This window comes from Rhodobacter ferrooxidans, from assembly GCF_000176015.1.
In the GTDB taxonomy this organism is placed as follows: domain Bacteria; phylum Pseudomonadota; class Alphaproteobacteria; order Rhodobacterales; family Rhodobacteraceae; genus Pseudorhodobacter_B; species Pseudorhodobacter_B ferrooxidans.
This window is the reverse complement of record NZ_ACYY01000013.1, coordinates 51,090-76,038: the sequence shown is the minus strand read 5'-3', so window position 1 is coordinate 76,038 and position 24,949 is coordinate 51,090. Positions and strand designations below refer to the sequence as shown.

26 protein-coding genes are annotated in these 24,949 nt (G+C 65.4%); 6 read left to right on the top strand and 20 right to left on the bottom strand.

Annotated elements, in window-relative coordinates; genetic code table 11:
* Window positions 1-99 precede the first annotated feature (99 nt).
* Both RSW2DRAFT_RS10780 and RSW2DRAFT_RS10775 read left to right on the top strand, forming a co-directional pair.
* A complete protein-coding gene (locus RSW2DRAFT_RS10780; RefSeq protein ID WP_008030861.1) occupies window positions 100-306 on the top strand; it encodes a cold-shock protein in 207 nt (68 codons plus the stop codon).
* A gap of 257 nt (window positions 307-563) precedes the next feature.
* A complete protein-coding gene (locus RSW2DRAFT_RS10775; RefSeq protein ID WP_008030858.1) occupies window positions 564-2,360 on the top strand; it encodes an IlvD/Edd family dehydratase in 1,797 nt (598 codons plus the stop codon).
* A 29-nt stretch (window positions 2,361-2,389) separates the two neighbouring features.
* On the opposite strand, the gene hypE is transcribed toward RSW2DRAFT_RS10775, so the two are convergent.
* The 20 genes from hypE to RSW2DRAFT_RS10675 all read right to left on the bottom strand — a co-directional run bounded on the left by hypE (window position 2,390) and on the right by RSW2DRAFT_RS10675 (window position 22,184).
* Window positions 2,390-3,412: a hydrogenase expression/formation protein HypE gene (gene hypE / locus RSW2DRAFT_RS10770; RefSeq protein WP_008030856.1), complete on the bottom strand. Its 1,023-nt coding sequence runs from the start codon at window positions 3,410-3,412 to the stop codon at window positions 2,390-2,392.
* Window positions 3,413-3,474: 62 nt separating this feature from the next.
* Window positions 3,475-4,611, bottom strand: a complete 1,137-nt coding sequence (hypD, locus tag RSW2DRAFT_RS10765) for a hydrogenase formation protein HypD (protein WP_008030855.1) — start codon at window positions 4,609-4,611, stop codon at window positions 3,475-3,477.
* A complete protein-coding gene (locus RSW2DRAFT_RS10760) occupies window positions 4,608-4,898 on the bottom strand; it encodes a HypC/HybG/HupF family hydrogenase formation chaperone (protein WP_008030853.1) in 291 nt (96 codons plus the stop codon). The genes hypD and RSW2DRAFT_RS10760 overlap by 4 nt, the downstream gene beginning before the upstream one ends.
* A complete protein-coding gene (locus RSW2DRAFT_RS10755; protein WP_008030851.1) occupies window positions 4,899-6,383 on the bottom strand; it encodes a sigma-54-dependent transcriptional regulator in 1,485 nt (494 codons plus the stop codon).
* Window positions 6,383-7,201 carry a hydrogenase nickel incorporation protein HypB gene (gene hypB, locus RSW2DRAFT_RS10750; protein ID WP_008030848.1) on the bottom strand — a complete coding sequence of 273 codons (819 nt, stop codon included), beginning with the start codon at window positions 7,199-7,201 and terminating at the stop codon, window positions 6,383-6,385. The genes RSW2DRAFT_RS10755 and hypB overlap by 1 nt, the downstream gene beginning before the upstream one ends.
* Window positions 7,201-7,542, bottom strand: a complete 342-nt coding sequence (hypA, locus tag RSW2DRAFT_RS10745; RefSeq protein WP_008030846.1) for a hydrogenase maturation nickel metallochaperone HypA — start codon at window positions 7,540-7,542, stop codon at window positions 7,201-7,203. The genes hypB and hypA overlap by 1 nt, the downstream gene beginning before the upstream one ends.
* Window positions 7,535-8,410 (bottom strand): hypothetical protein, encoded by an 876-nt coding sequence (locus RSW2DRAFT_RS10740; protein WP_008030844.1) that lies wholly within the window; start codon window positions 8,408-8,410, stop codon window positions 7,535-7,537. Before RSW2DRAFT_RS10740 ends, hypA begins: the two co-directional genes overlap by 8 nt.
* Entirely contained in the window at window positions 8,410-9,189 is a 780-nt protein-coding gene (locus RSW2DRAFT_RS10735; protein ID WP_008030843.1) for a [NiFe]-hydrogenase assembly chaperone HybE, read from the bottom strand. The genes RSW2DRAFT_RS10740 and RSW2DRAFT_RS10735 overlap by 1 nt, the downstream gene beginning before the upstream one ends.
* Window positions 9,186-10,016, bottom strand: a complete 831-nt coding sequence (locus tag RSW2DRAFT_RS10730; protein WP_008030841.1) for a hydrogenase expression/formation protein — start codon at window positions 10,014-10,016, stop codon at window positions 9,186-9,188. Before RSW2DRAFT_RS10730 ends, RSW2DRAFT_RS10735 begins: the two co-directional genes overlap by 4 nt.
* Window positions 10,016-10,447 (bottom strand): thioredoxin domain-containing protein, encoded by a 432-nt coding sequence (locus RSW2DRAFT_RS10725; protein WP_008030839.1) that lies wholly within the window; start codon window positions 10,445-10,447, stop codon window positions 10,016-10,018. Before RSW2DRAFT_RS10725 ends, RSW2DRAFT_RS10730 begins: the two co-directional genes overlap by 1 nt.
* A 6-nt stretch (window positions 10,448-10,453) precedes the next feature.
* Window positions 10,454-10,774: a HypC/HybG/HupF family hydrogenase formation chaperone gene (locus RSW2DRAFT_RS10720; RefSeq protein ID WP_008030837.1), complete on the bottom strand. Its 321-nt coding sequence runs from the start codon at window positions 10,772-10,774 to the stop codon at window positions 10,454-10,456.
* A complete protein-coding gene (locus tag RSW2DRAFT_RS10715) occupies window positions 10,774-11,394 on the bottom strand; it encodes a HyaD/HybD family hydrogenase maturation endopeptidase (protein WP_008030835.1) in 621 nt (206 codons plus the stop codon). Before RSW2DRAFT_RS10715 ends, RSW2DRAFT_RS10720 begins: the two co-directional genes overlap by 1 nt.
* Before the next feature lie 283 nt (window positions 11,395-11,677).
* The gene (cybH, locus tag RSW2DRAFT_RS10710; RefSeq protein WP_008030834.1) at window positions 11,678-12,463 is read right to left on the bottom strand and encodes a Ni/Fe-hydrogenase, b-type cytochrome subunit; all 786 of its coding nucleotides are present in this window, start codon (window positions 12,461-12,463) and stop codon (window positions 11,678-11,680) included.
* A gap of 9 nt (window positions 12,464-12,472) precedes the next feature.
* Window positions 12,473-13,054, bottom strand: a complete 582-nt coding sequence (locus tag RSW2DRAFT_RS10705) for a HupE/UreJ family protein (RefSeq protein ID WP_008030832.1) — start codon at window positions 13,052-13,054, stop codon at window positions 12,473-12,475.
* 10 nt (window positions 13,055-13,064) lie between these two features.
* The gene (locus tag RSW2DRAFT_RS10700) at window positions 13,065-14,855 is read right to left on the bottom strand and encodes a nickel-dependent hydrogenase large subunit (protein WP_008030831.1); all 1,791 of its coding nucleotides are present in this window, start codon (window positions 14,853-14,855) and stop codon (window positions 13,065-13,067) included.
* Window positions 14,856-14,858: 3 nt separating this feature from the next.
* Window positions 14,859-15,944 carry a hydrogenase small subunit gene (locus RSW2DRAFT_RS10695; RefSeq protein ID WP_008030829.1) on the bottom strand — a complete coding sequence of 362 codons (1,086 nt, stop codon included), beginning with the start codon at window positions 15,942-15,944 and terminating at the stop codon, window positions 14,859-14,861.
* Window positions 15,945-16,151: 207 nt separating this feature from the next.
* Window positions 16,152-18,398 carry a carbamoyltransferase HypF gene (gene hypF / locus RSW2DRAFT_RS10690; RefSeq protein WP_008030827.1) on the bottom strand — a complete coding sequence of 749 codons (2,247 nt, stop codon included), beginning with the start codon at window positions 18,396-18,398 and terminating at the stop codon, window positions 16,152-16,154.
* Between the two features lie 59 nt (window positions 18,399-18,457).
* A complete protein-coding gene (locus RSW2DRAFT_RS10685; RefSeq protein ID WP_008030826.1) occupies window positions 18,458-19,867 on the bottom strand; it encodes a nickel-dependent hydrogenase large subunit in 1,410 nt (469 codons plus the stop codon).
* The gene (locus tag RSW2DRAFT_RS10680; RefSeq protein ID WP_008030824.1) at window positions 19,864-20,856 is read right to left on the bottom strand and encodes an NADH-quinone oxidoreductase subunit B family protein; all 993 of its coding nucleotides are present in this window, start codon (window positions 20,854-20,856) and stop codon (window positions 19,864-19,866) included. Before RSW2DRAFT_RS10680 ends, RSW2DRAFT_RS10685 begins: the two co-directional genes overlap by 4 nt.
* Window positions 20,853-22,184, bottom strand: a complete 1,332-nt coding sequence (locus tag RSW2DRAFT_RS10675) for a sensor histidine kinase (protein WP_008030822.1) — start codon at window positions 22,182-22,184, stop codon at window positions 20,853-20,855. The genes RSW2DRAFT_RS10680 and RSW2DRAFT_RS10675 overlap by 4 nt, the downstream gene beginning before the upstream one ends.
* A 112-nt stretch (window positions 22,185-22,296) precedes the next feature.
* Here RSW2DRAFT_RS10675 and RSW2DRAFT_RS10670 point away from each other — a divergent pair, with 112 nt between their 5' ends.
* The 4 genes from RSW2DRAFT_RS10670 (at window position 22,297) to RSW2DRAFT_RS10655 (ending at window position 24,940) form a co-directional block, all read left to right on the top strand.
* Window positions 22,297-23,196: a D-amino acid aminotransferase gene (locus RSW2DRAFT_RS10670; protein ID WP_008030820.1), complete on the top strand. Its 900-nt coding sequence runs from the start codon at window positions 22,297-22,299 to the stop codon at window positions 23,194-23,196.
* Window positions 23,193-23,915 carry a sulfotransferase-like domain-containing protein gene (locus tag RSW2DRAFT_RS10665; protein WP_156790698.1) on the top strand — a complete coding sequence of 241 codons (723 nt, stop codon included), beginning with the start codon at window positions 23,193-23,195 and terminating at the stop codon, window positions 23,913-23,915. The genes RSW2DRAFT_RS10670 and RSW2DRAFT_RS10665 overlap by 4 nt, the downstream gene beginning before the upstream one ends.
* 197 nt (window positions 23,916-24,112) lie before the next feature.
* Entirely contained in the window at window positions 24,113-24,370 is a 258-nt protein-coding gene (locus RSW2DRAFT_RS10660) for a PepSY domain-containing protein (RefSeq protein ID WP_008030816.1), read from the top strand.
* 21 nt (window positions 24,371-24,391) lie between these two features.
* On the top strand, window positions 24,392-24,940 hold the full coding sequence (locus RSW2DRAFT_RS10655) for a cytochrome b/b6 domain-containing protein (RefSeq protein WP_008030814.1): 549 nt from the start codon (window positions 24,392-24,394) through the stop codon (window positions 24,938-24,940).
* Window positions 24,941-24,949: the final 9 nt, after the last annotated feature.

Genomic DNA, 24,949 nt, shown 5'->3' with positions numbered 1-24,949 from the left:
CTGTCGACCCCTGTCTCCTTACGGCTGCAGTTCTCGATTCTGATGTGACTGCGCCGGGCCACCGCATATCGCGGGTGGCAGTTAAAAGGAGTATCCACGATGGCCAATGGCACCGTGAAATGGTTCAACGCAACCAAGGGTTTCGGCTTCATCGCCCCGGCGAATGGCAACAAGGACGTGTTCGTGCACGTCTCCGCCATGGAACGCGCTGGCATCCGTCAGCTTGACGATGGTCAGGCCGTGACCTTCGACATCGAATCCGGCCGTGATGGCCGCGAATCGGCGATCAATCTGGCTCTTGCCTGATTTTTCCTTCAGGCGCGCCTTTTGGCGCGCCTGTCGATACGTCTCCAGCACTGTCGTTGCGCCAGGCGCAATCAGATTGCCGACAGTGCGGCCCCGGAGTTCTTTCGCGATCTGCATCGGCTTTGATCATCCATGATCGCCGTAAATCCGTTGTTCCCCGATTCAAAGCCCGATAGCATCGCAGAAATCCATCTGTTCGGGCAGGTTTCGGCACACGCTTCAGCGCCTGGCCCCGCAGCAGCATCAAGGGGCCAGCCATGCGCAAGATGACACCGGAAAACCTGCGCTCGCGGCTGTGGTTCAACAACCCCGACGACCCGGAAATGACCGCGCTGTATCTGGAGCGGTATCTGAACTACGGCCTGACGCGCGAGGAATTGCAGGGCGGCAAGCCGATCATCGCCATCGCCCAGACCGGCAGCGATCTGTCGCCCTGCAACCGCCACCACGTCACCCTGGCGCAGCGGGTTCGTGACGGCATCATCGCGGCGGGTGGCGTGCCGCTGGAAATTCCGGTGCATCCGATACAGGAAACCGGCAAGCGCCCCACGGCCTCGCTGGACCGCAATCTGGCCTATCTGAGCCTTGTAGAGACGCTTTATGGTTATCCGATCGACGGCGTCGTGCTGACCATCGGCTGCGACAAGACCACGCCAGCACTCCTGATGGCGGCGGCCACCGTCAACATCCCCGCCATCGCCTATTCGGTCGGCCCGATGCTGAACGGCTGGTTCCGCGGCGAGCGCACCGGCTCTGGCACCATCGTCTGGAAGGCGCGCGAATTGCTGGCGGCGGGCGAGATTGACGATGACGGCTTCATGGAACTGGTAGCCTCGTCAGCACCCTCGGTCGGTTATTGCAACACCATGGGCACCGCCAGCACGATGAACGCGCTGGCCGAGGCTTTGGGGATGCAGCTTCCGGGTTCGGCAGCGATTCCAGCACCTTACCGCGAGCGTGGCCAGATGGGCCATGCCACCGGCAAGCGGATTGTGGACATGGTCTGGGAGGATCTGAAGCCCACCGACATCATGACCCGCGCCGCGTTTGAAAACGCCATCGCGGTCAATTCCGCCATCGGCGGCTCGACCAACGCGCCAATCCACCTGAACGCCATCGCCCGGCATCTGGGGTTGGAGCTGACCAACGACGACTGGCAGGCGGTGGGTCACAAAGTTCCGCTCCTGGTGAACCTGCAACCCGCGGGCAGCTATCTGGGCGAAGATTTCCACCATGCAGGCGGCGTGCCCGCGGTGGTGGGCGAGTTGATGGCCGCCGGTCTGCTGCCGCACCCCGAGGCTGGCACCGTCAACGGCCATACCATGGGCGAAAACTGCGCCCTGCGCCGCTCCGAGACCGCCGACGTGATCCGCACCGCCGCCGATCCGCTGCGCGCCGAGGCCGGGTTCATCAACCTGAAGGGCAGCCTGTTCGATTCTGCCATCATGAAAACCAGCGTGATTTCGAAGGAATTCCGCCAGCGTTATCTGGAAAACCCCGACGACCCGATGGCCTTCGAAGGTCGCGTCGTGGTGTTCGACGGGCCGGAGATTTTTCACGCCACCATCGACGATCCGGCCCTTGCCATCGACGCCACCTGCATCCTGGTGATGCGCGGCACCGGCCCGCTGGGCTATCCGGGTGGGGCCGAGGTGGTGAACATGCGGCCGCCCGCCTACCTTTTGAAACAGGGCATCACCGCGCTGCCCTGCATCGGTGACGGGCGGCAATCGGGCACCTCCGGCTCGCCCTCGATCCTGAACGCCTCGCCCGAGGCGGCGGCGGGCGGCGGGTTGGCGCTGCTGCGGAACGGTGACCGGGTGCGGATTGATCTGCGCAAGTTCACCGCCGATATCCTTTTGTCGGACGAAGAACTGGCCGAGCGTGCCCGCGCTTTGGCGGCAGCAGGCGGCTATCCAGTGCCTGCCAGCCAGACGCCGTGGCAAGAGATTTTCCGCAGCCTCGTGCGGCCCTTCTCGGAAGGCATGACCCTGCGCGGTGCGGACAAGTATCAAGATGTGGCGCATGGCACGCCACCCCGCAACAACCACTAGTAACTTCTTTCAGACAGTCCCGACAGGGCCTAGCAAATCCGCGGCAATTGCTCGCCCACCAGCATGTCAACGATACGGCTGCCGCCGAACAGCGTCACCATCCGCACCTGCCCCGGATGCGCCGCCACCGCCCGGCCGATCACCACCGCCCCCGCACCCTCTGGCACCGACCGCATCGCTGCCAGTGCCGCCGCCGCCTGATCTTCCGGCACGAACAGCACCAGCGTGCCCTCGTTGGCCAGATACAGCGGATCAAGCCCCAATATCTCGCAAACCCCCTTCACCTCGGTGCGCATCGGCAGGGCGACCTCCTCGATCACCACCCCGACTCCCGCGGCCTCGGCCATCTCGTTCAAGGCCGAAGCCAGCCCGCCGCGCGTGGCATCCCGCGCTGCCCGCACGCCGGGGGCCGCCGCCAAAACCGCCTGCATTAGATGCCCCAGACTGGCGCAATCGCTGTGCAGATCGGTGGAAAGTGCCAGATCACCCCGCGCCGCCAGGATCGCCGCGCCATGGTCGCCCAGCATGCCGTTCACGATCGCCACATCGCCCGGCCGGATCAGCGCCGCCGCCATCTCGCGCCCCGGTTGTATCACCCCGATCCCGGCGGTGGTCACGAACAGCCCGTCCGCCGCTCCGCGCCCCACCACCTTGGTATCGCCGGTGACGATCCGCACCCCCGCGAGCGCCGCCTCGCGCGCCATCGACGCCACAATCCGGCGCAGCAAGGCCACCTCGCAACCCTCCTCGATGATGAAGGCCGCCGACAGCCACAGCGGCACCGCCCCCCCCACCACCAGATCGTTCACCGTGCCGCAGACCGCGATCTTGCCGATATCGCCGCCGGGAAACTCCAGCGGCGTCACCACGAAACTGTCGGTGGTAAAGGCCAGCCGCGCGCCCGGTTCCTGCACCGCATCCGCCATCAACCGCGCCTGATCCTCCATCCCCGGCGGCTGGAACACAGAGGTGAACACCTCGTCGATCAGATCCCGCATCGCCTTGCCGCCGCCGCCATGCGCCAGCGTCACCCGTTCATCCCGAAGCGCCATCACTCTGCTTTCATCTGTTCGAAAATATCTCGGGGGGGCGCGCAGCGCGGGGGCAGCGCCCCCTACTCTGCCGCCGCCCGCGCGCCACCATATTGCCAATAGGCCGCACAGGCGCCTTCGGAACTGACCATCAACGCCCCCAATGGCATTTCCGGCGTGCAGCCCTTGCCGAACTGCGGGCAGGCCGTCGGCTTGATCCGCCCGGTCATCACCGCGCCACAAGCGCAGCCCTCGGGTTCATCCACCACCCGCGGCCCGGCACCATAGCCGATGGCGAATTTCTCCTCGGCATCCCACGCCGCGTATTTCGCCCGGATCTTCAGCCCCGAGGCGTCAATCTCGCCCAACCCCCGCCATTCGAAACTCGGCCGCCGTTCATAGACATCGGCAATCGCCGCCAGACTGACCGGATTGCCATGCTCGGGCACCACGCGGGCATACTGGTTTTCCACCTCGGCCCGGCCCTCGGCAATCTGCCGCAACACCATCAGCACCGATTGCAGCAGGTCCAGCGGCTCGAACCCCGCCACCACGATCGGCTTGCCGAACTCCTGCGCAATGAAATCATAGGGATGCGTGCCGATCACCATGCTCACATGCCCCGGCCCGATGAAACCGTCCAGCAGCATGTCGGGGTCACCCAGCAAGGCCCGGATCGGTTCCGGCACCGTGATGTGGTTGCAGAATACCGAGAAATTCGCCAAGCCTTCGCGCGCCGCCTGCTGGATGGAAAGCGCTGTCGAGGGCGTCGTCGTCTCGAACCCCAGCCCGAAAAACACCACCTCGCGCCCCGGATTGCGCCGCGCCAGTTCCAGCGCGTCCAAGGGCGAGTAAACCATTCGTATGTCGCAACCTGCCGCCTTGGCCTGCAGCAGGCTTTTGCGCCGCCCCGGCACCCGCATCGCATCACCGAAGGTGGTGAAAATCACCCCCGGCAGTTCAGCCAGTTGCACACATTCATCGACCCGGCTCATCGGCAGCACGCAAACCGGGCAGCCGGGGCCGTGGATGAACTCGACGCCCTCATGCACCAGCTTGTCCAGACCATAGCGGAAGATCGCATGGGTGTGGCCGCCGCAAATCTCCATGATGTGCACGGGCTTGGCCTTCGTGGCACCAATGGCATCGGCCACCCTGGCGATCTCGGCCAGCAGCACCTTGGCCGCCAAAGGGTCGCGGAATTCGCTGGCGTATTTCATCCCCGCCCCTCCAGCGCCCGCTGGCCCTCGGCCATGGCGGCCAAAGCCTCCTGCGCCTCGCCCAGATCGCGCAACGCCTCCAGCGTCTTTTCCGCCTCAAGGGCATCAATCCGGCTCATCGCAAAGCCGACATGGATCAGCGCCCATTCTCCGATCAGCCCGGCCAAAGGCCCATCGGCGATGCAGGCCACGTTGACCTCGCGCCGCACGCCGGAAACCTCCGCCAGCGCCATCAGCCGGCCCTCATCGGTGATCGCCACGATCTGCCCCGGAATCCCCAGACACATTCAGTCGTCCTCCTCATCCGCCGCCACCCGCCCTGCCGGGTCAAGGATGCCATAGCGATCCAGCTTGGCTCGCAGCCCCACGCGGCTAAGCCCCAGTTCCGCCGCCGCCCGGCTTTTATTCCAGCGGTGCCGGGTCAAGGTTTCGCGCAGGATGCGCATCTCGATCAGTTCCACCCGGTCCTTCAGCGTGCCATCGGCGGTCAACACCGCCTCGGCGCTGCGGTCAGCCCCCCCGGCACCCGGCGGCGCCTGCAGGATATGACGCGAGATCAACTCGGCCCCCAGCACGCTGTCCTGCGCCAGGATCAGCATCCGCGTCACCTCGGCCGACAATTCGCGCAGGTTGCCGGGCCAGTCGTAACCCTCCAGAAACTCCAGCGCCGCCGCGTCAAAACCATGCACCGGCTTGCCATGCGCCGCCGAGAGGTCCCCAAGCAGATGCTGCGCCAATATCGCCACATCGCCACGCCGCGCCCGCAAGGGGGGCAAGGCCACCTCGCCCACCGACAGCGCGAAATAAAGGTCGGCGCGAAACGCCCCATCCGCCACCCGCGCCCGCAGATCGCCATGCGCGCCGCAGATCAGCCGCAGGTTGGTGCCCACCGATTCCTGCCCGCCCACCGGCGAGAAGGCGCCATCCGAAACCACCCGCAGCAGCGCCAGTTGCAGCCCCGGCCCGGCGGTTTCCACCCCGCCCAGATACAGCGTGCCACGGTCGGCCTTCTGCATCAGCCCGATCTTCGCCACGCCACCCGGCAACACGCCGCGCTTGGCGCCAAACAGCTCCAGCATCGCCAGATCTTCCGGCTGCCCCGCCAGGTTCAACTCGTAAAACGGCCGGTCGGATCGCAACGAGCCGAAATGCATCGCCCGCGCCATCTGCGCCTTGCCGCTGCCCGCGTCGCCCACCAGAAGCACCGGCACGTCGAAACTGGCGTATTGCCGGGCCAGTTGCACCACCGCGTTCATCGGTGAATTCGGCGCCCGCAGAATGGTTTCAAACCCCATGCCCTCGCGCAGAGCCCGGCGACGTTTCTCCAGCCGGGTTTCGGCGGTGGTGGTCAGATAGCGCATCTCCAGCGCCATCCGTTCATTCTCGCGGCTCAGCGCGAACAGCTTGGCGGCATTGCGCGCGGCGATCAGCAGATGGTCGGGATGCCAGGGCTTTGTGAGAAACTGGTATATCCCGGCGTCGTTGATCGCCGAGACCATGGCCGGCGCGTCGGTATAGCCGGTGATGATCAGCCGAACCGTCTCTGGCCAGCGTTCGCGCACCTCGGTCAGGAATTCGACGCCCGATTGCCCCGGCATCCGCTGGTCGCAGAAGATCACCTGCACCCATTCGTCTTCCAGTATCCGCGCGGCCTCGGCGGCACTACCGGCAGTCAGGATCTCGAACTCATCCTCCAGCGCCATCTTCATCGCCGCCAGCGAATGCGGCTCGTCATCCACCAGCAGCACGGCAGGGCGGGCAGGGGCGGCCATCAGCCGGCTTTCCGCAGGGTTTTCTCGACCATGCGGGCGCGCAGCCAGCCCAGCCACCCGGCCATGCCCTCGCCGGTGCGGGCCGAAACCCGCAGGATGTCGATGCTGGGGTTGACCCGCCGCAGGTTGGCCTCATACAGCGCCAAGTCCACGTCGCAATGCGGCGCCAGGTCGATCTTGTTCAGGATCGCAAGCCGTGCGGCGGTGAACATGTCGGGGTATTTCAAAGGCTTGTCCTCGCCTTCGGTCACCGAAAGCACCGCCACCTTGGCATCCTCGCCCAGATCGAAGGCGGCGGGGCAGACCAGATTGCCGACATTCTCGATGAACAGAAACGAGCCGGGTTTCAGCACCAGTTGGTCCATCGCATGACCGACCATATGCCCGTCAAGATGACAGCCCTTGCCGGTGTTGATCTGCACCGCCTGCGCCCCGGTCGCACGGATGCGGTCGGCATCGTTGCTGGTCTGCTGGTCCCCCTCGATCACCGCCAGCGGTGCCGCGCCCAGCGCCTCGATGGTCTTGCACAGCAGTGTGGTCTTGCCGGAACCGGGCGAGGACACCAGGTTCACCGCATAGGCCCCCAACGCCCGCAGCACCCGGCGATTGCCATCGGCATAGGCGTTGTTCTTGGCCAGAATGTCGGTCTCCACCTCGATCAGCCGCGCCTGAGTCATCCCGGCAACCGAGACCCCCGCCGCCCCCAGCCCATAGTGGTGGTCGTGGCTGTGGGGGTGGGAGTGCCCATGCCCATGATCGTGGTCATGCCCGTGGGCATCAAACTTCGGCGCATCGCCGCAACCGCAAACCGTGCACATTACAGCACCTCCATATCCTTGATCCGCATCTCGTCGCCCGCCACCGGCATCAGCTTGCCGCCGCCACAGCGCGGGCAGGGCGCAAGCCGGTCGTCAATCTCTACCTCGACCATGCAATCATAGCACATGGCGCGGCCGGGCAGGTCGATCATCTCCAGCACCGCGCCTTCGGCCGGGCTGCCGCGCATCACCACGTCAAAGCAGAACTCCAGCGCCGGTTTTTCCACCCCGGCAAAACGGCCGATCTCCAGCCGCAAGATGGTGACGCGGGCAAAGCCCTGCGCCCGGGCCTGATCTTCAACGATGGAACGGATGCCCTCGCACAGCGCCATCTCATGCATGCTGCACCTGCGAAATCGTCACCGGCACGCAGGGGTCAAGGATATCGACCACCAGCCGCGCCAGATGCGCTTTCTGCGGCGGCAGGCTGGCCAGCGACATCTCCAAGGCGCCCCCCGCAGCGGTCATATGGTCGGTCGGCGTCACCCGGGCAAAGGCGCTGACGATGCCGCCGGTCTGCCGCGCCCGCAGCGCATAAGTGCCACGCGCGGCGGGAACCAGCGCCGTGCCATCGGCCAGAACCAGCGGCGCGGGCAGCGGATCATGCAGATCGACCAGCCGCCCCATCGCCCGCCACAACGGCCCCTTGCCATGGGTTTTCGCCAGATGCGCCAGCAGGTCCGACCCGGCTTGCCGCCCCGCAGGCGAGTTCTCCACCGCCGCGATCGACAGCGCCGCCTCAGGGCGCAGCATCGGCAGATCGGCCACCGCCTCGCCCGGCGCAAAGGCTGCGGCGACGGCGGCCATCAGCGGCGCAACCCCCGCACCCGCCGCCAGCCAGCCGGCAAACCCTTCGGCATCCGGCAAGCCCTGCGGCCCGAACACCGCCTCGGCCATGCCATCCCCTGTCGGCAATGCCCGCGCAGGCAGGCCCAGCATCCCCGGCCAGACCACCAGCAGCTTGAACAAATGCTCGCGCGTCACCTCGGCCCGCAGCGCCTGCACATCGCCGCCGGGTAGCCCCAAAGCCAGCCGCGCCGCCATGCCCTGCGCCGCCCGGCACAGGTTGAACAACCGCGGCAACATCTCTGCCGCCTCGACCGCCGCGCGCCCCAGCATCAGCGCCGCTACCGGCAATGGCCGACCCGGATCAAGCATCGGCTCGATCCGTTCGCCCAGCCGCAGCGTGATGCCCAGCGCCTGCTGCATTAACCCGCCAACCCCGCCGAGATCAGCGCCCGCCGCGATGGCGCCTCCAGCACGCTTTCGACTGGCACCTCGGGAGCCTCCAACGCCGCCAGTTCGGCCTCGCGCACCCCACGAATTTCCGCCGCCCGGTCGGTCTCGTCGCGGTTGGCGGCATCGAACAGCGCCGCCATCACCGCCCGCGCCACCTCGACCGCCTGCAACTGGCTGGCGAAATCTGCCATCGGCGAGAACAGGCTGCAAGCCATGTAAGGCCCCACCATCTCGCGCGCATTGTGGATGAATTCGTAGGAACCCGAGGGGAAATCGACCTGCACCTTCTGCCCGGCGGGATGGCCAGACCAATCCTCTTCACCCGGCAGCAGCACCAGATTCATGAACCACGGCGCCACCAGCACCCCCAGCAGGCGGCCTTCATGCGGCTGGAACCCCACCGCCTCGACATGCAGCGCCGCGTTCACCAAGGGCACGTCGCGCATTTTCGAGTGCCAGACTTCCTTGAAACCGGCCACCAGCAGGCCGGTGCGGCGGGCGATCTCGGCCTGTACCGCCATCGCCTGCGATCCGGGGTCTTCCAGCACCATGAACTGCGCTTTCGGCGCGTCGCAATTCGGGCAGTGCCAGTCGTCGGGAAGTGCTGTGAACGGCGTGCCGGGCAGCACCTGGCGGAAATCGTCGCCCTGCGCCGGGTCGTAGGGCGTCCAGCAGATTTTACATTCCATCACCGCCCGCGGGCTGATCCGGTCGTTGGCGCCCAGATACGAGCCTTCAAAGCCGCTCATCGTATCGCCTCCAGCACTTCGCGGATGCGCCCCGCCGAATCTTCCAGATCTTCGCGCGCGGCCAAGGCCACCTCGGGCATTGCCGTCACCTCGAACGTGTCAAGGATCAGCGCGTCTGTCGAGTTGTAATACTGCACCCGCCAGACCTGCCGCTGACCGGTGGCGGTGATGCGGCAATTGCCGTAACCGCGGGAAAGAATGGTCACCGCCCCTTCGCCCAGCGCGGTATCCAGCCAGATCAGGTCTTCCTCGGTATGCGGCAGCAAGGTGAGGTTGATCACATAGGGGTCATCCCCCGCCGCCCAACTGGCTGATTTATCCAGCAATTCCGCCAGAATCGACGGCGCGTTCACCACGCCCGGCCCCTGCGGCACCGCCACCCCCAGCGCCGGGCGGTGCGGGGTGAAGGCACGAGAGATCGACAACCCCGGCACCGGCGCCACCTCGACCCGGTCCACCCCCGCACCAGCCAGCGCCCAGACCCCGGCAAACACGCTTTCCTGCACCATCACCGCGGGCTTGCCGCGCAGCTTCATCGCCACCTCGCCCTGCCCCAGGGTTTCGGCCAGCAACTTGCGGCACTCGGCACTCAGCCCCGTCAGATCGAAATCCGCGGTCTGGCCGGTTTCAGCACAGATCGCGCAGGCAGCGGCAATATCGGCCAGCGTCTTCAGCGCCGGTTCCACCGCCGTCAGATCGCCCACCTCGGGCAGATGCGCCTCGTAGGTCCGCATCCCCGATGGCAACGGCATGAACGCCAACTCGTCCTCCAGCGTTTGCGAGCCGGGGCCGAAGCCGGTTGGGGGCAGGTGAAAGGCGGAAACCATCAGGTGCTCCTGTCTGCGGCGGCAAGGCCGAGGATATGGGTGATGCGGGCGATGTAATCGTCCCAATCGCGGATCTTTTCCACCGCGCCAAGGTAGCGGCCCTCGCGGAAGAACAGGAAACCCGGCGTTTTCAGCGCGCGATGGGTCTCGCGCAGCGCCGCCTCGATGGCGTCATCGACCACGGCACAATCGAAGGCCCGCTGGAACGCCATCCGCAGTTCCGGCAGGATCACCGCGGCATCGGCGGTTTCAAGGTTGCGCGCCGGATCGCCGGGAATGAACAGGCAATGCGCGCCGGGCCGGGCGGTGAACTCGGCGGCGTCCGACAGGTTGGCCAGCCGTGGCCATCCCAGATCGGTGGTCAGCCGGGCGATCAGCGGGTGCAGGCCTGCCGGTTTGGTGGCGGTATCGAAAGGCGCATGGTCATGCATCGGTGGTCATCCCTGGCTAAGGCCCGCGTCCAGCGCGGCCTGAAGATGCGGTGGCAGGCTGGGGCTGCGGGATTCGAGATCGGCAAAGGCATCGCCCAGGTCGCCGCCCTGCATCAGCGATTGCAGCCCGACCAGAGCGTTGGTGATCTGCGCCGCCTCGGCAGCCGAGATCACCTCGCGCGCCGCCCCCAGAAACGCCAGCACCCAGTCACCGGGTTGCGCATCGGGGGTCAGGCTGAGGTCGAGAAGCTGCATGTTCACGCCATCACTGGCCTGCCCGGCGATGCCATCGACCGCCAGCAGTTGCATCGGCACCCCAAGGCACATCACGCCACCGTCGGGAAGAAGCGATCATCCCCCAGACGGCAGGCCTCACCTTCCGAGGGCCGACCGGCCTCGTAAACCCCGCGGCGGATCGACGGGTCGGCCAGATCGGCACCCGTGCTGCGACCAGGCCGCACCGCGATGCCCCAACCAGCCAACTCGCCCAGCGCCACTTGCAACGCCGGTTCGATCTGCGCTGCCACTTCCGCGCGCAAACCGCCGCCGTAATCCTCCAGCTCCACCGGCTGGCAGCCGATCAGCGTCATCCGCGAAGGACAGCGGTCCAGCAGTTGCGCAGTGGCGATCACGTCCTGAAAGCCGGTCTGATGCAGGCTCATCTTCTTGGCGCCCATGAAGGCCGGCACCTCGGCATCGCGCACGATCTTCATGGTGCCGGGCGGCAGACCGTAATCCACCGCGTCGAACACGATCAGCGCGTCGGCCTCTTCCAGAAACGGCAGCAGGTAAAGCCCCTGGGTGCCGCCATCCAGCAGCCGCACCTGCGGCGGCACGGCATAGCGGTCGGCCATCGCCTCTATGCAGCGCACGCCAAAGCCTTCGTCGGCCCAGAGCACATTGCCGATACCCAATATGAGAACTCTGTCGGGGGTGTTGGCGGACATCGGTTCCTCCCTGAACCCGTGGTGGCAACCGCGTTTGCGGCCATTGTTGCAACTGACAATAGGGTTTGCAGTGCGCCGCCGAACCCCGGAAATCGCAAACTCTGCGACATTTTGTCATATAACTGATTTACAATGGAAAAATGTCGATTCTCCGCCCCGTAGCCGTCGCGAAACTGGAAACCTTTCTGCCACATATCTGGAAAATCGAAAAGCCCACAACCAAAACGAAACGGGCGCAGCCATCGGCCACGCCCGCCCAGGGGAGGAACTCGTTAAGAACCTACTACTCCACCCGGTCATCCCGGAAGGTGCGCCAACCCGAGATGATGGTGGTGACCATCGACTGGCGGCTCATGATATCCTCGCGGATCGCGGCGTAGATGTGGATGATGGTAAAGATCACGATCGACCACATGCCCAGATGGTGCAGGGTGTGCAGCCGCTGGCTGTTGCCCACCAGCCCCAGCACCCAGCCGAACAGCGTGTCGGGAAGCGAGCCTTGCCCGGCGCCTTCGGCATACAGCGCAAACCCGGTGATGATCATGAAAATCATCCCCAGTGTGACGAAAAAGAACATCGCCACATGCGCCAGCGGGTTGTGACCGATGTATTTCTTCGGCTCGGCCTCGATGAACAGATACCAGCGCAGCTCGAAGAAGATCTCGCGCCACCAGCGGGCGTTGGTGATCGGAATGTAGAAGATCTGCCGGGCGTGCCGGTTGCCGACAAAGCCCCAGTAGATCCGGCCGAAAAACCCCACCGTCATGATCATGGCGGCGGCGAAATGCGCGAACCGGATATAGCCGAACACGAATTGCTGGCTGGCCTCGCCGATCTGCATCGAAGGTGGCGGCGACCCGATCAGGTAGCCGGTGCCCATCAGCGTCAGGATCGCCGCGGCGTTGACCCAGTGCCACAGCCGCACCGGCGCCTCGTAGACGTAAACCGCGCCTTCCTTGCGGATGTATTCGATATCCTCGGGCCGCGCGCCGCCGGTCAACCGCGCCGCCTCCAGCGGCTCTGGCGCCGCCGGGTTGGGAATGCGGATGGTGATGTCGGTGTCTGTCATCACATCCCCTCACCCGACCATGAGGAAGGCACCGGCCGCGGCAATCGCCGCCCCCAGCGCCTGTTGCACCCGACCCGCCTGCGCCGAGCGCGCCACCATGCGGGCAATGACGATGCCGGTGATGTGCAAGGCGGCGGTCGAAATCAGGAAGCCGCCCAGATACAGCGCCACCGCCCCAGTTGCCTCGGTGGCGTGGGCCTGGCCGTGCAAGGCGGCAAAGACCGCGATGGCGGCCAGCGAGGCTTTGGTCATCCAGTCGGCCTGGCCCTTGCGTGACACCAGCATGATCACGCCGAACACCAGAACCGAGGCGACGATGCCGCCCTCGACCAGCGGCAGCCCGATGCCCGACCACGCCAGCCCGGCGCCGACCACCATCGCCGCCATGAAGGCAGCAGCCCCCAGCCAGAACCGCTGTGGCAGCACAAAGCCCGACCACAGCCCCACCGCCAGCATCGCCAGCAGATGGTCGGCACCGCCGATCGGATGCGCCAGACCATGGGCAAAACCGAAAGCGTCACCATGCCCGGTATGCGCCAGCGCCGGTCCGGCAAGGGTGGCAAGTGCAATGGAAAGTGTAAGTTTCTTCATCATTCCCCCCTTAGCGGACTTTGACGCGGGTCAGTTCGGACCCGTCAGGCGACATCACATGGGTCGAGCAGGCCAGGCACGGATCGAAACTGTGCAACGTGCGCAGAATTTCCACCGGCTCGTCCGGGCGTTCCATCTTGGTATCCATCAGCGCCGCTTCGAAGGCGCCGATATTGCCCGCCGCATCGCGCGGGCTGCCGTTCCAGGTGGTCGGCACCACGCATTGATAGTTCTCGATCCGGCCATCCTTGATCTTGACCCAATGGCCCAGCGCGCCGCGCGGCGCCTCGGTCATGCCCACACCCTTGGCTTCCTTGGGCCAGGTGGAGGGATCCCATTTCTCGACATTGGCGGTGGATTGGTCGCCGTTCTTGATGTTGGTCATCAGCTTGTCGAAGAAATGCTTTTGCAGCCGGCCACAGTATTCGCCCTCCAACGCCCGGGCGGCGGTGCGCCCCAGCGTCGAGAACAGCGCCGTGACCGGCAGCTTCATGGTGCCCAGCAGGCCTTCGACCTGGTTCTTGATGTCCTCGTGGCCACCGGCATAGCCGACGATGTAACGCGCCAGCGGCCCCACCTCCATCGCGTGACCCTTCCAGCGCGGCGCCTTGATCCAGGAGTATTTCGCCGCTTCGTCGATTTCCTGAATGTTGGTTTTCGTCCCCTTCAGGTTCGGCCCCAGCTCGAATTTCGGCTCTGTCACGCCATCCCAGGGGTGCAGACCCTTGCCCGGCTCGCCATAGGAATACCAGCTATGGTCAACGAATTCCTGCACCTGCTCCGGGTCGCGCACGTCAACCTCATGCACCTGGGAAAGATCGCCGTTGATGATCGCCCCCCGCGGCAGCAGCATGTTCGCGCCGGTATAGTCGTTGGCATTTTCAGGAATGTCACCGTAAGCCAGCACCGATTTCGACGACAATCCGCCGCCATAGAGCCAGTTCTTGTAGAAGCCGCCGATGGCGATCACGTCGGGGATATAGACGTTGTTGTTGAACTCGATGCAGCGGTCGATGATCGAGGAAACCTGGTTCAGCCGCTCCATGTTGATCGCACCCACCGACCCCACGCCGTCGATGTTGATCGGGCAGGGCACGCCGCCCACCAGCCAGTTCGGATGCGGGTTCTTGCCGCCAAAGATGGTGTGGATCTTGACGATGTCCTTTTGCAGGTCCAGCGCCTCAAGGTAATGCGTGGTCGCCATCAGGTCGGCTTCGGGCGGCAGAAGGTAGGCCGGATTGTCCCAGTAGCCGTTCTTGAACAGGCCAAGCTGGCCCGATTCCACGAACTTCTTCAGCCGGTTCTGCACGTCGCGGAAATAGCCGGGCGACGACAGCGGATGCGAAGGCGACACCGCCTGCTGCAACTCGCTGGTGGCCTTGGGGTCGGCCCGCAGCGCATTGACCGGGTTCACCCAGTCCAGCGCGTGCAGGTGATAGAAGTGCACGATATGGTCATGCACCTGCAGGTTCAACTGCATGATATTGCGGATGGAGTTGGCGTTATCGGGGATTTTGATCCCCAGCGCGTCTTCCACCGCGCGCACCGATGTCAGCGCATGGGTGCCGGTGCAGACCCCGCAAATCCGCTCGGTAAACGCCCAGGCATCGCGCGGATCGCGGCCTTTCAGAATGACCTCCAGCCCGCGCCACATGGTGCCGGTAGACACCGCATTGCGGATGATGCCCTGCTCGTCCACGTTGACCTCGCAACGCATGTGGCCTTCGATCCGCGTCACCGGATCGACAACGATGCGCCGCCCGGTGGTATCGAGGTTGAAGCCGTTTGGTGTAGCGCCCATGGCTTACCCCTCCACTTTCTCTTGAGTTTTCTTCTGCGCGCGTTTCAGCGCCGAAACGGCCGCATGCACCACCACGGCCCCGCCCAGCACCCCGGCGGCGGTCATGCCGATGGTGTCGGCGTTCTCCTCGATGCCGAACTGCTTGATCGTGGTCAGCCGGTCGTAGAACCCGCCCTGATCCCAGAACCCGTCCTCGGAACAGCCGATGCAGCCATGCCCCGACTGGATCGGGAAAGAAGTGCCCTCGTTCCAGCGCACGGTGGAACAGGCGTTGTAGGTGGTCGGCCCCTTGCAGCCCATCTTGTACAGGCAATAGCCTTTGCGGGCGTTTTCATCATCCCAGGCCTCGACAAACTGCCCGGCGTCGAAATGCGGGCGGCGATAGCATTTGTCGTGGATGCGCTGGCTGTAGAACATCGCAGGGCGGCCCTGACGGTCCAGTTCCGGCATCCGGTCGAAGGTCAGCATATAGGTGATCACCCCGGTCATCACCTCGGCAATCGGCGGGCAGCCGGGCACCTTGATGATCGGCTTGTCGAGGATCACCTTGTGCACCGGCGTGGCCCGCGTCGGGTTCGGGCTGGCCGCCTGCACGCAGCCATAGGACGCACAGGCCCCCCAGGAAATGATCGCCTTGGCATGCTCGGCGGCCATTTTAAGCTGTTCCACGAACGGCTTGCCGCCGATGATGCAATACATCCCGTCCTCGTTCAGCGGCGGGTTGCCTTCGACGGCCAGAATGTAGTTGCCCTTGTATTTCTCGATGGTGTCCATCAGCGCCGCTTCCGCCGCATGCCCCGCCGCCGCCATCAGCGTGTCGTCATAGTCGAGCGAGATCATCGACAGCACCACATCCTTGGCCAGCGGATGCGCCGAGCGGATGAAGCTTTCGCTGCAACATGTACATTCCAACCCGTGCACCCAGATCACCGGCGTGCGCGGCTTGGTTTCCATCGCATGCGCGATCTTCGGCACGAAGGCCGGTCCCAGCCCCAGCGCCGCCGCCGTCAGGCTGCAATATTTCATGAAGCTGCGCCGGGTGATCCCCTGCCGCCGCATCACGTCATAAAAGGTTTCGATCTGTGACAAGGTTCCCTCCCTCTGGCCCCGGCCCTGCAAGGCGCGCCCGGCTTTGTATCCCCGAGTATGCGAACCATGCGAAAGCCGCGGCAAAAGGATTTCACCCCGGCCGGAAAGAAACTATTTCTTCAGTGATTTCCGTGGCTTGGGGGTGATTATCCCCCTGAGACAGCCTGTCGCACCGGAAAGCCGCTATCCAGCCGCCCGCGCCCCCGGTCAGCCGCTTTCCGCCACCGTCAACCGCTGCGCCGCAGCAATCAGCGCCTGCCCCAAGGCCAGCCCGCCGTCATTGGCAGGCGTGGTTCGATGCGTCAGCACCTTCATTCCTTTCAGCCGGTTCAGGCACGCGCGCAGCAGCACCGGGTTCTGAAAACACCCGCCCGAAAGCACCACCGCCTGCGCCTGCCCGCTTTCCACCACCCGCCGCGCCACTGCGCAAAACGCCGCCGCTAACCCGGCATGAAACCGCGCGGCCATAACTCCGGGCAATACCCCCGCCGCCCGGTCCGCCGCCCATGCCTGCCACATCGGCGCGGGGTCAATCACCCCGCTTGCCTCGCCAAACGCATAAGCCCCGGCCTCACCGGCAACCATAGCCTCCAGCCGCATCGCCGCCTCACCCTCATAGCTTTGCCTCCCGACGCAAATCCCCAAAGCCGCGGCAAAAGCATCGAACAACCGCCCGGCGGAACTGGAAAGCGGCGCGTTCATCCCGGCCTTTACTGCCGCCCTTGCGATACCCAGCGGCATCCCCGTCAACACCTCATCCGCCAACCCCGAAAGCCCCGCCTGATCCAGCCGCACCAACAGGTTCCGCCATGGCTCACGGCTGGCCGCATCCCCGCCAGGCAAAGCCGCTGGCCTTAGATACCCGACCCGCGTCACCCCGGCATAATCGCCCAGCAACACCTCTCCGCCCCAGATCGTGCCATCCTGACCCAGCCCGGTGCCATCCAGCACGATCCCCACCACCTGCCCACCGTCCCGCGGCCACAGGTTGTCGCCCAGACAGGCCGCCAGATGTGCATGGTGATGCCCTACCCGCACCACCGGCAGCCCCAGAGTTTCCGCGTGCCGACTGGCCCGATAGCCCGGATGCCGGTCGCAGGCCACCACGTCGGGGGAAAGGTCGAACAGCGCGCCGTAGTCGGCACAGGCGCGCAGATATTCCTCCCAACTCAACGCATCCTCCAGCTCGCCCAGATGATGCGACAGCAGCGCCTGACCGTTCTTGACCAGGCAAATCGCCGCCTTCATCTGCCCGCCCAAGGCCAGCACCTGCCCCGCCCCGTCAAACCCCGGCGGCAAGGGCAGCGTGCCCGGCGCCGCCCCCCGCGCGCGGCGCAGAACCATCGGCGGATCAGCCCGCACCACCCCGTCATCCAGCCGCCGCACGATCTCGCGGTCATGCAACAGAAAGGCGTCGGCAAAACCCGACAGCTTTTCGCGCGCCTCATCATTGCCAATCACCTGCGGCTCGCCCGACAGGTTGCCCGAGGTCATCACCAACGTCCCGCCAAACCCGTCGATCAGCAGATGATGCAGCGGCGTATAGGGCAGCATCACCCCCAGAGTCGCCATCCCCGGCGCCACCGCCTCCGGCAGCTTCCCAAGGCTCCGCACCACCGCCACCGGCGCCGCCGCACCGCGCAGCAGGCCAAGAATATCGTCACTAACCTCGCAGAATCCGCCTAAATCACCCTCGCCCATCATCACCGCAAAAGGCTTGGCGGGCCGCCGCTTGCGCTGCCGCAACAGTTCCACCGCTGCCGCATTGCGCGCATCGCACGCCAGATGAAACCCGCCCAGCCCCTTGATCGCCAGCACCTGCCCCGCCTTCAGCCGCGCCACCGCCAGCGCCACCGCATCCCCCGGCACCTCGGCCCCCGCCACCTCCAGCCACAGCCGAGGCCCACAAGCCGGGCAGGCAATCGGCTGCGCATGAAACCGCCGGTCACCGGGGTTTTCATACTCGGCCCGGCAATCGCCACACATCGCAAACCCCGCCATCGAGGTCTGCGCCCGATCGTAAGGCAACCCCCGCAGAATGGAGAATCGCGGCCCGCAATGGGTGCAATTGGTGAACGCGTAGCCCCGCCGACGGCCATTGCCCCGGATCTCCGCCAGACAGTCCGGGCAGGTCGCCGCATCCGGCACCACCCGCGTCTCCGCCCCCCGCCCGCGACTGGCCGCGATGACAAACCCCACCGGCAGCAAATCAAACCAAAACGCCCGGCACTCCACCGCATCCACCCGCGCCAGTGGCGGCGCCTCCTCCGTCAAGGCCGCCGCAAACCCCTCCAGCCCCGCGCCGCAAACCTGGATCAACACCCCCTCGGGGTCATTCAATACCGTGCCCTGCAACCCGAACCGCTGCGCCAACTGCCAGACGAAGGGCCGAAACCCCACCCCCTGCACCTGCCCCCGCACCCGGATCTCCAGACCATCGACCAAGCCCAACACCTTCACCTTTGCGAAAATATCCTCCGGGGGTCCGGGGGTGGAAAACCCCCGGCCTGCCCTCAATGCACCGTGCAGACCATGCAAGGATCAAAGCTGCGCACAATGTGCTGCACCGACAGCGGCGAGGTCTCCCCCTCCCGCACCTCGGCCCCCACCAGCGCAGCCTCCACCGGCCCCGGCACCCCGGCGGCATCGCGGGGCGAGAAGTTCCAGGTGGTCGGCGCGATGATCTGATACCCCGCAGTACGCCCCTTCTCGATCCGCAGCCAGTGGCCCAGCGCCCCCCGCGCCGCCTCGACCAGCCCGACCCCGGTGCCGACCTGCGGCAGTTTTCCCGCCGCCAGAAACTGCGCGCCGGTATCAATTGCGGCGGCCACCGCCTCCATCATCCCCGGCAACCGCGCCAGTTCCAGCAAGCGCCCCGTCACCCGCGCCAGCACGCCTCCATCCCGCGCCAGATCGCGCGCCAGTGGATGCCCGTCGATCACCTGCCGCGCCAACGCCCCGGTTTCCACCGTCCGCCCGGCCAGCCGCGGTGCCTTGCACCAGCTGTATCCCGGTTCAGCCATATCCTCGTCCGGCAGGGTCTGCCCCACCGAAGGATGCAGCCCCTCGCCCAGCATCCAGGAGTGGCTCAAATCCTCCCGAATCCCCCCCAGATCCAGCGCCTGCATCCCGCCATCCCACAGCCCCGCCGCAAAGCCATGCCCGCCGAACGACATATACCGCCCCGCCCCGCGCCCCATTCCGGCCAACCCCAGATCGCCCGCAATCCGCAGGAACAGACCCGCATCACCGCGATCCCAGGCCATCAGTTCCGCGACCGTCTGCATCCCCGCAAAGGCCTCCAGCGGCCCGCCGAACACCACGGTTTCCAGATAGCGACGGAACCCCCGCAACGTCGCCGCGATCCGCACCTTGTCGCGCGGCCCCGGTGCGCGCGTCACCCCGCCGGGCTGGATCGCCAGGGTATGCGGCCACTTCCCGGCCATCAGCCCCAGAATATGCATCAACTCCGCCCGCGCCTCGATTCCCGCGCGCTGGGCCGAGCCTTGCATGGCGGTAAACCGCGCCACCGCCTGCGCGTGCCACGCGTGCCCCGCATAGGCGGGACGGGTGAAATCGGGCATGAAGAACAGGTTGAAATGCGTCAGGTGGTCCGAGGCGTTTTCGACCATATGGATCAGCGCCGCCATCGCCGCCCCTTGCGGCGTGGGTTCCAGACCCATCGCGGAACCCAAAGCCCGCGCCGCCGCCGCCGACTGGCTGATCGAGCAGATGCCGCAAATCCGTGGCGTCAGGGTCAGCGCATCCATCGGGTCGCGCCCCTCCAGCATCCGCTCGAACCCGCGATACAGCGGCGCGTTGACATAAGCCGCTGCCACCCGGCCCTGATCCAGATCGAGCCGAATCTCCAGATCGCCTTCCACCCGGTTGAACGGCCCCACCACCAGCCGCGCGCCACTCATGGCCGTGGCTTCCGGATGGTTGGCGGCACTTCGATGCGGTTGGCCAAGGCGTTGCGGGCAATCCGCGGCGGCGTTGCGGCCTTGGACAGGCTGGCCAGCGCCATGAACCAGGCTTTCGGCATGTCCGAGGGCAACCCCACCGGAATCCCGGCGATTTTCGGGGTTTCGGTGAACGGATGCCGCGGTTCCTCGAATTCCGGCGCAGTGCAGGCGATGCAGGGATAGCCGCCGCGGGTGCAAGACCCCTCGCCATTCCAAGGCCTTATGTTGCAATCGCCCACCGCCTGCGTGCCGATGCAGCCCAGATGCTCCATCATGCAGCCCATCTGCGACAGCTCGCGGGCCGAGGCCTTGTATTCGTAGAACTCGTTCTTCGGGCAGCCGTGATGCACCAGGTTGTCGGCGTAGAACCTTGGCCGACCCAGACTGTCCAGATCGCCCGGCCCCATCGCCCCCGCCGCCAGAAGCAGCAACGTCTCGGCCACCCAGCCCGGATGCGTCGGGCACCCCGCCACGTTTACCACCGGCAGCCCCAGCCGCCCGCGAAACTCCGCCGCCAGCGCTCCACCGGGATGCGCGCCCTCATACTGCACGCCCACGGCATCCGACGGATTGCCGCCCGCCGAGGTGACGCCGCCATAAGCCGCACAGGTGCCCACCGCCACCACATGCCCGGCCAGCGGCGCCAACTTTCGCACCCAATCCAGCATCGAAACCCCGGTGCCCGACAGCATCTGATAACGCCCGGTGCCCTTCGGCCCGCGCGCCACCGCCCCTTCGATGCACAGCACGTCCAGCGCCACCTCGCCCGCCAGCACCTGCGCCAATAGCGCTTGCACCTCGGCCCCGGTTGCGAGGCTGAGCGCCGGATGCCACAGCATCTCGATCCCGGCGCCTTCCAGCAAATCAAGCACATTGGGGTCTTCGGCGCAGAGCAGCGACATCGTGCAGCCGCCGCAACCCGCCGATTGCAGCCACAGAACCTTCATGCGCCGTCCTCGGCCAGTGCCAGATCGAACTCGAAACACGCCCCCGATCCACCCGTAGCCAACCGCAGCCGCCCGCCATGTTCCTCGATGATCTTGTGGCTGATCGACAGGCCGAGACCCGTGCCGCGCCCCACTGGTTTGGTGGTGAAAAAAGGGTCGAACACCGCCTGATGCAACGATTCCGGGATGCCCGGCCCGTTGTCGCACAGCCGCAACACCCCGCGCCCGGCCTCGATCCGATGGCTGATCTCGATTTGTGCAGCGGGCTGCCCGTCCAGCGCATCCACCGCGTTCTGCACCAGGTTCATCACCACCTGCTGGATATGCCCCGGCCGCCCGCGCACCATCAGCCGCGGCAGGCCGGAAAACCCCACCGTCACCGGCTGTTTCGACCCCCGGATCACCCAATTCGCCGCGACCGAGGCGGTTTCGGCCAGATCGAACCCCACCATCTCGCCCGAGCCATCCGAAGACAGCCGCCGCAGGTCTTCGACGATGTCGCGCACCCGCTCGGCGCCTTCGCGGGCACCATTCACCGCGTCGCGCAGGTTGCGCACTTCACGGTCCAGCCGCAAATCCTCGCGCAACGTCACCAGCGATTCCCGGCTTGCCCCGGCCTGCACCTGTTCGAAATACGTCTCGAACTTGCCAACATAGCGTTCCAGCGCATGGGCGTTGGCATAGACAAAGCTGATCGGGTTGTTCAGTTCATGCGCCACCCCGGCCAGCAACCGGCCCAAGGACGCCAACTTTTCGTTGCGCACCAGTTGCGCTTGCGTCGCCTTCAGTGCGTCGTGGCTTTGCGCCAATTCGGCATAGGCCTGCCGCAATTCGCCTACCGGACGCCCGGTCAAGACCAACCCCGCCACCCGGCCACGATCGTCAAACCGCGGTGATAGAGACAGTTCCACCGGCGTCGGCCCGTCTTTGGTCAGCAACCCGGCCTCGATCATCACCGGCGCCCGCAGGCTGGTGGCCCGCGCCATCGCCGCCTCCAGCGCCGCACGGTCGGCCTCGGCGAACAGGTCGGTCACCGGGCGCGCGCTCAGCGCCCCCTGCATCAACCCGATGCGGGCGGGAACCGAGGCGCTGGTTTCCTCGACCGCCCCCGACCGCGACACCACGATCAACACATCCGACACCGAGGCCAGAATCGAGCCCAGAAACGACCGCAGATTCTCCAGCTCGGCATTCTGCCGCTCCAGCCGTTCCTGATAGTCGATCAGGTCGGCATAGGTGCGGTCCACCGCGGTCAGCACGTCAAGCCAGACCGCATCGGAAACCTCCGATGGCCGCGGCGTGACTGGCGGATTGATCTGCTTGGCCATGGCCCCCCCTTGGCAAACGATAGCGGCGCTGTTTGCACATGGAAAGCGCCGATCCGCCCCTTGGCGCGGGCTTGTGGGGCGGCTAGCGTGATGCCGGAAACCGGAGGCCGCCATGACCGATCACGTCACCACCCACCAAGCCGAAGAAGATGCCCGCAACGAGGCGATCCTGATCTATGTCGATGGCCGCATCGTGCCGAAAGCGCAGGCGCTGGTGTCGGTTTACGACTCGGGTTTTCTGCTGGGCGATGGCGTGTGGGAGGGGATTCGGCTGTACGACGGCACCTGGGCCTTCATCGACGAACATCTGGAACGGCTGTTCGAGGCCGCCAAGGCGATTGACCTGGATATCCGCCTGACGCCGGAACAGGTGAAATCGGCTGTGTTAGAGACACAATTGGCCAATGGCATGCAGACCGACGCCCATGCGCGGCTGATGGTGACGCGGGGAGTGAAGACCCGCCCGTTCCAGCATCCGGGCCTGTCGCGGCAGGGGCCGACCATGGTGATCATCATGGAACATTCTCGCCCCAGGATCCCGCGCCCCATCCGGCTGGCGACCGTGCCGCACATGCGGGGGATGCCGATGACACAAGACCCAAAGCTGAACAGCCATTCCAAACTGAACTGCATCCTGGCCTGCATCGCCGCCGAAAAGGCCGGGGCTGACGAGGCGCTGATGCTGGATGTGCAGGGCTTCGTGAACACCACCAACGCCTGCAACTTCTTCATTGTCAGGAAGGGCGAGGTTTGGACCTCGACGGGCGACTACTGCATGAATGGCATCACCCGCGGCAAGGTGATCCAACTTTGCCAGCAGCACGGCATCCCGGTGCATCAGCGCAATTTCAGCCTTGTAGAGACGTATTCCGCCGACGAAGCCTTTCTGACCGGCACCTTCGGCGCGCAAACGCCGGTGGGCGTGATCGACGGGCGGGTGATCGGCACCGGCCAGATGGGGCCGATGACCGAGCGGCTGCGCGAGCTTTACAAGGCACTGGTGACGGCATGAGGATCGCGATGTGGTCCGGGCCACGCAACCTTTCTACCGCCATGATGTATGCCTTTGCCGCGAGAGGCGATTGCGCGGTCTGGGACGAGCCGTTTTATGCGGCTTATCTGAAGGCGACGGGCATCCAGCATCCGATGGCTGCCGAGGTGATTGCCGCGGGCGAGACCGATTCCGCCAAGGTTGCTGCCGCCTGTCTGGGGCCGATTCCGCAAGGTCAGAGCCTGTTTTACCAGAAACACATGACCCTGCACATGATCCCCGGCTTTGACCGCGGTTTTCTGCGCGGTTTGGAGAACGTGTTCCTGATCCGGCATCCGGCGCGGGTGGTGGCCAGCTATTCCAAGAAACGCGAAAGCCCGACACTGGCCGATATCGGGTTTGTCCAGCAGGCCGAACTGTTCGATCAGGTGGCCGACCAGCTTGGCCGCGCGCCGCTGGTGATCGACAGCGCCGACATCCGGGCCAACCCACGGCAGGCGCTGACCATACTTTGCGCGGCGCTTGCCATTCCCTTTGTCGAATCCATGCTGCACTGGCCTGCCGGACCGAAACACTATGACGGCGTCTGGGCACCGCATTGGTATGGCGCGGTGCACGCCTCGACTGGGTTTGACGGCGCGGAAACAGGTTTGCCAGCACTGACAGGCAGTTACGCCGACCTTACCGAGGCGGCCTTGCCTCTGTATCAGCGACTTTATGCCTATCGCACAGGCGCTTAGGCAAGCCCTTGCCGTCAACCGCCCTTAGACCATCGCGGCGAATTCGCCGGACCATCGTCTGCACAATCTTCGGTTGATTGGCGGTCCTGGGTCTGACGCCGGATTTCTTTGGTCCGAAGCTACTGGTCGTCCTTCTGCCCCCCGGGTTAGCCAGAACGGGTCATCGGCGCTGTGCCGATCAGCATAAGGAGATCACCATGAAGAAGCTGCTTCTCACTTCTGTTTTTGCCGTCCTTGCCGCCCCGGTTCTGGCCGAGCCGTCCTGCACCCCCGGCGCCGAAGTCAAACCGGTCTGGGAATCCATGAAAGCCTTTGAAGAGGCTGGCGGCGCGGTGAAATCGTTCAAGATCAACGATGGTGCCTGCTACGAGATTTACGGCACGATCGACGGCAAGAACTACGAGGTGTTCTACGACCCGAACACCGGTGCCGAGCTTGAGCGCATCGAAGCCTGATTCAACGGAAAGAGGCGCATCATGCAGATGATTTCAACCAGAGTGGCTACGTCGAACCGCGTCCGGGTGTGGGATATCGGGGTGCGCCTCTTTCACTGGTCGCTGGTGACGATGTTCGCCGCAACCTGGTTCCTGACCGACCCGCGCAGCCTGCACCGCAATCTTGGATATGTGGTGATCGGGCTGATCAGCTTCCGGCTGGTCTGGGGGCTAATCGGCAGCAAGCACGCGCGCTTTGCTGATTTCGTGCCCAGCCTCGGCCAGCTTTTCCGCTTTGTTCGAGACGTTTTTCTGGGCCGCGAGACCCGCTATCTGGGCCACAACCCGCTGGGCGCAGTGATGATCCTGGCGCTGCTGACCACGTTGGGCGGCATTTGCGGCACCGGCTACATGATGGGGATGGATGCGTTTTTCGGTGCCGAATGGGTGGAAGATACCCACAAGGCGCTGGTCAATCTTGCGTTGGTGTTGATTGCCGGCCACCTGAGCGGCGTGATCTTCACCAGCCTGCGGCACCGCGAAAATCTGGTGAAGGCGATGATCACGGGCGAAAAGGAACGCGACCTCTGATCGCAATCC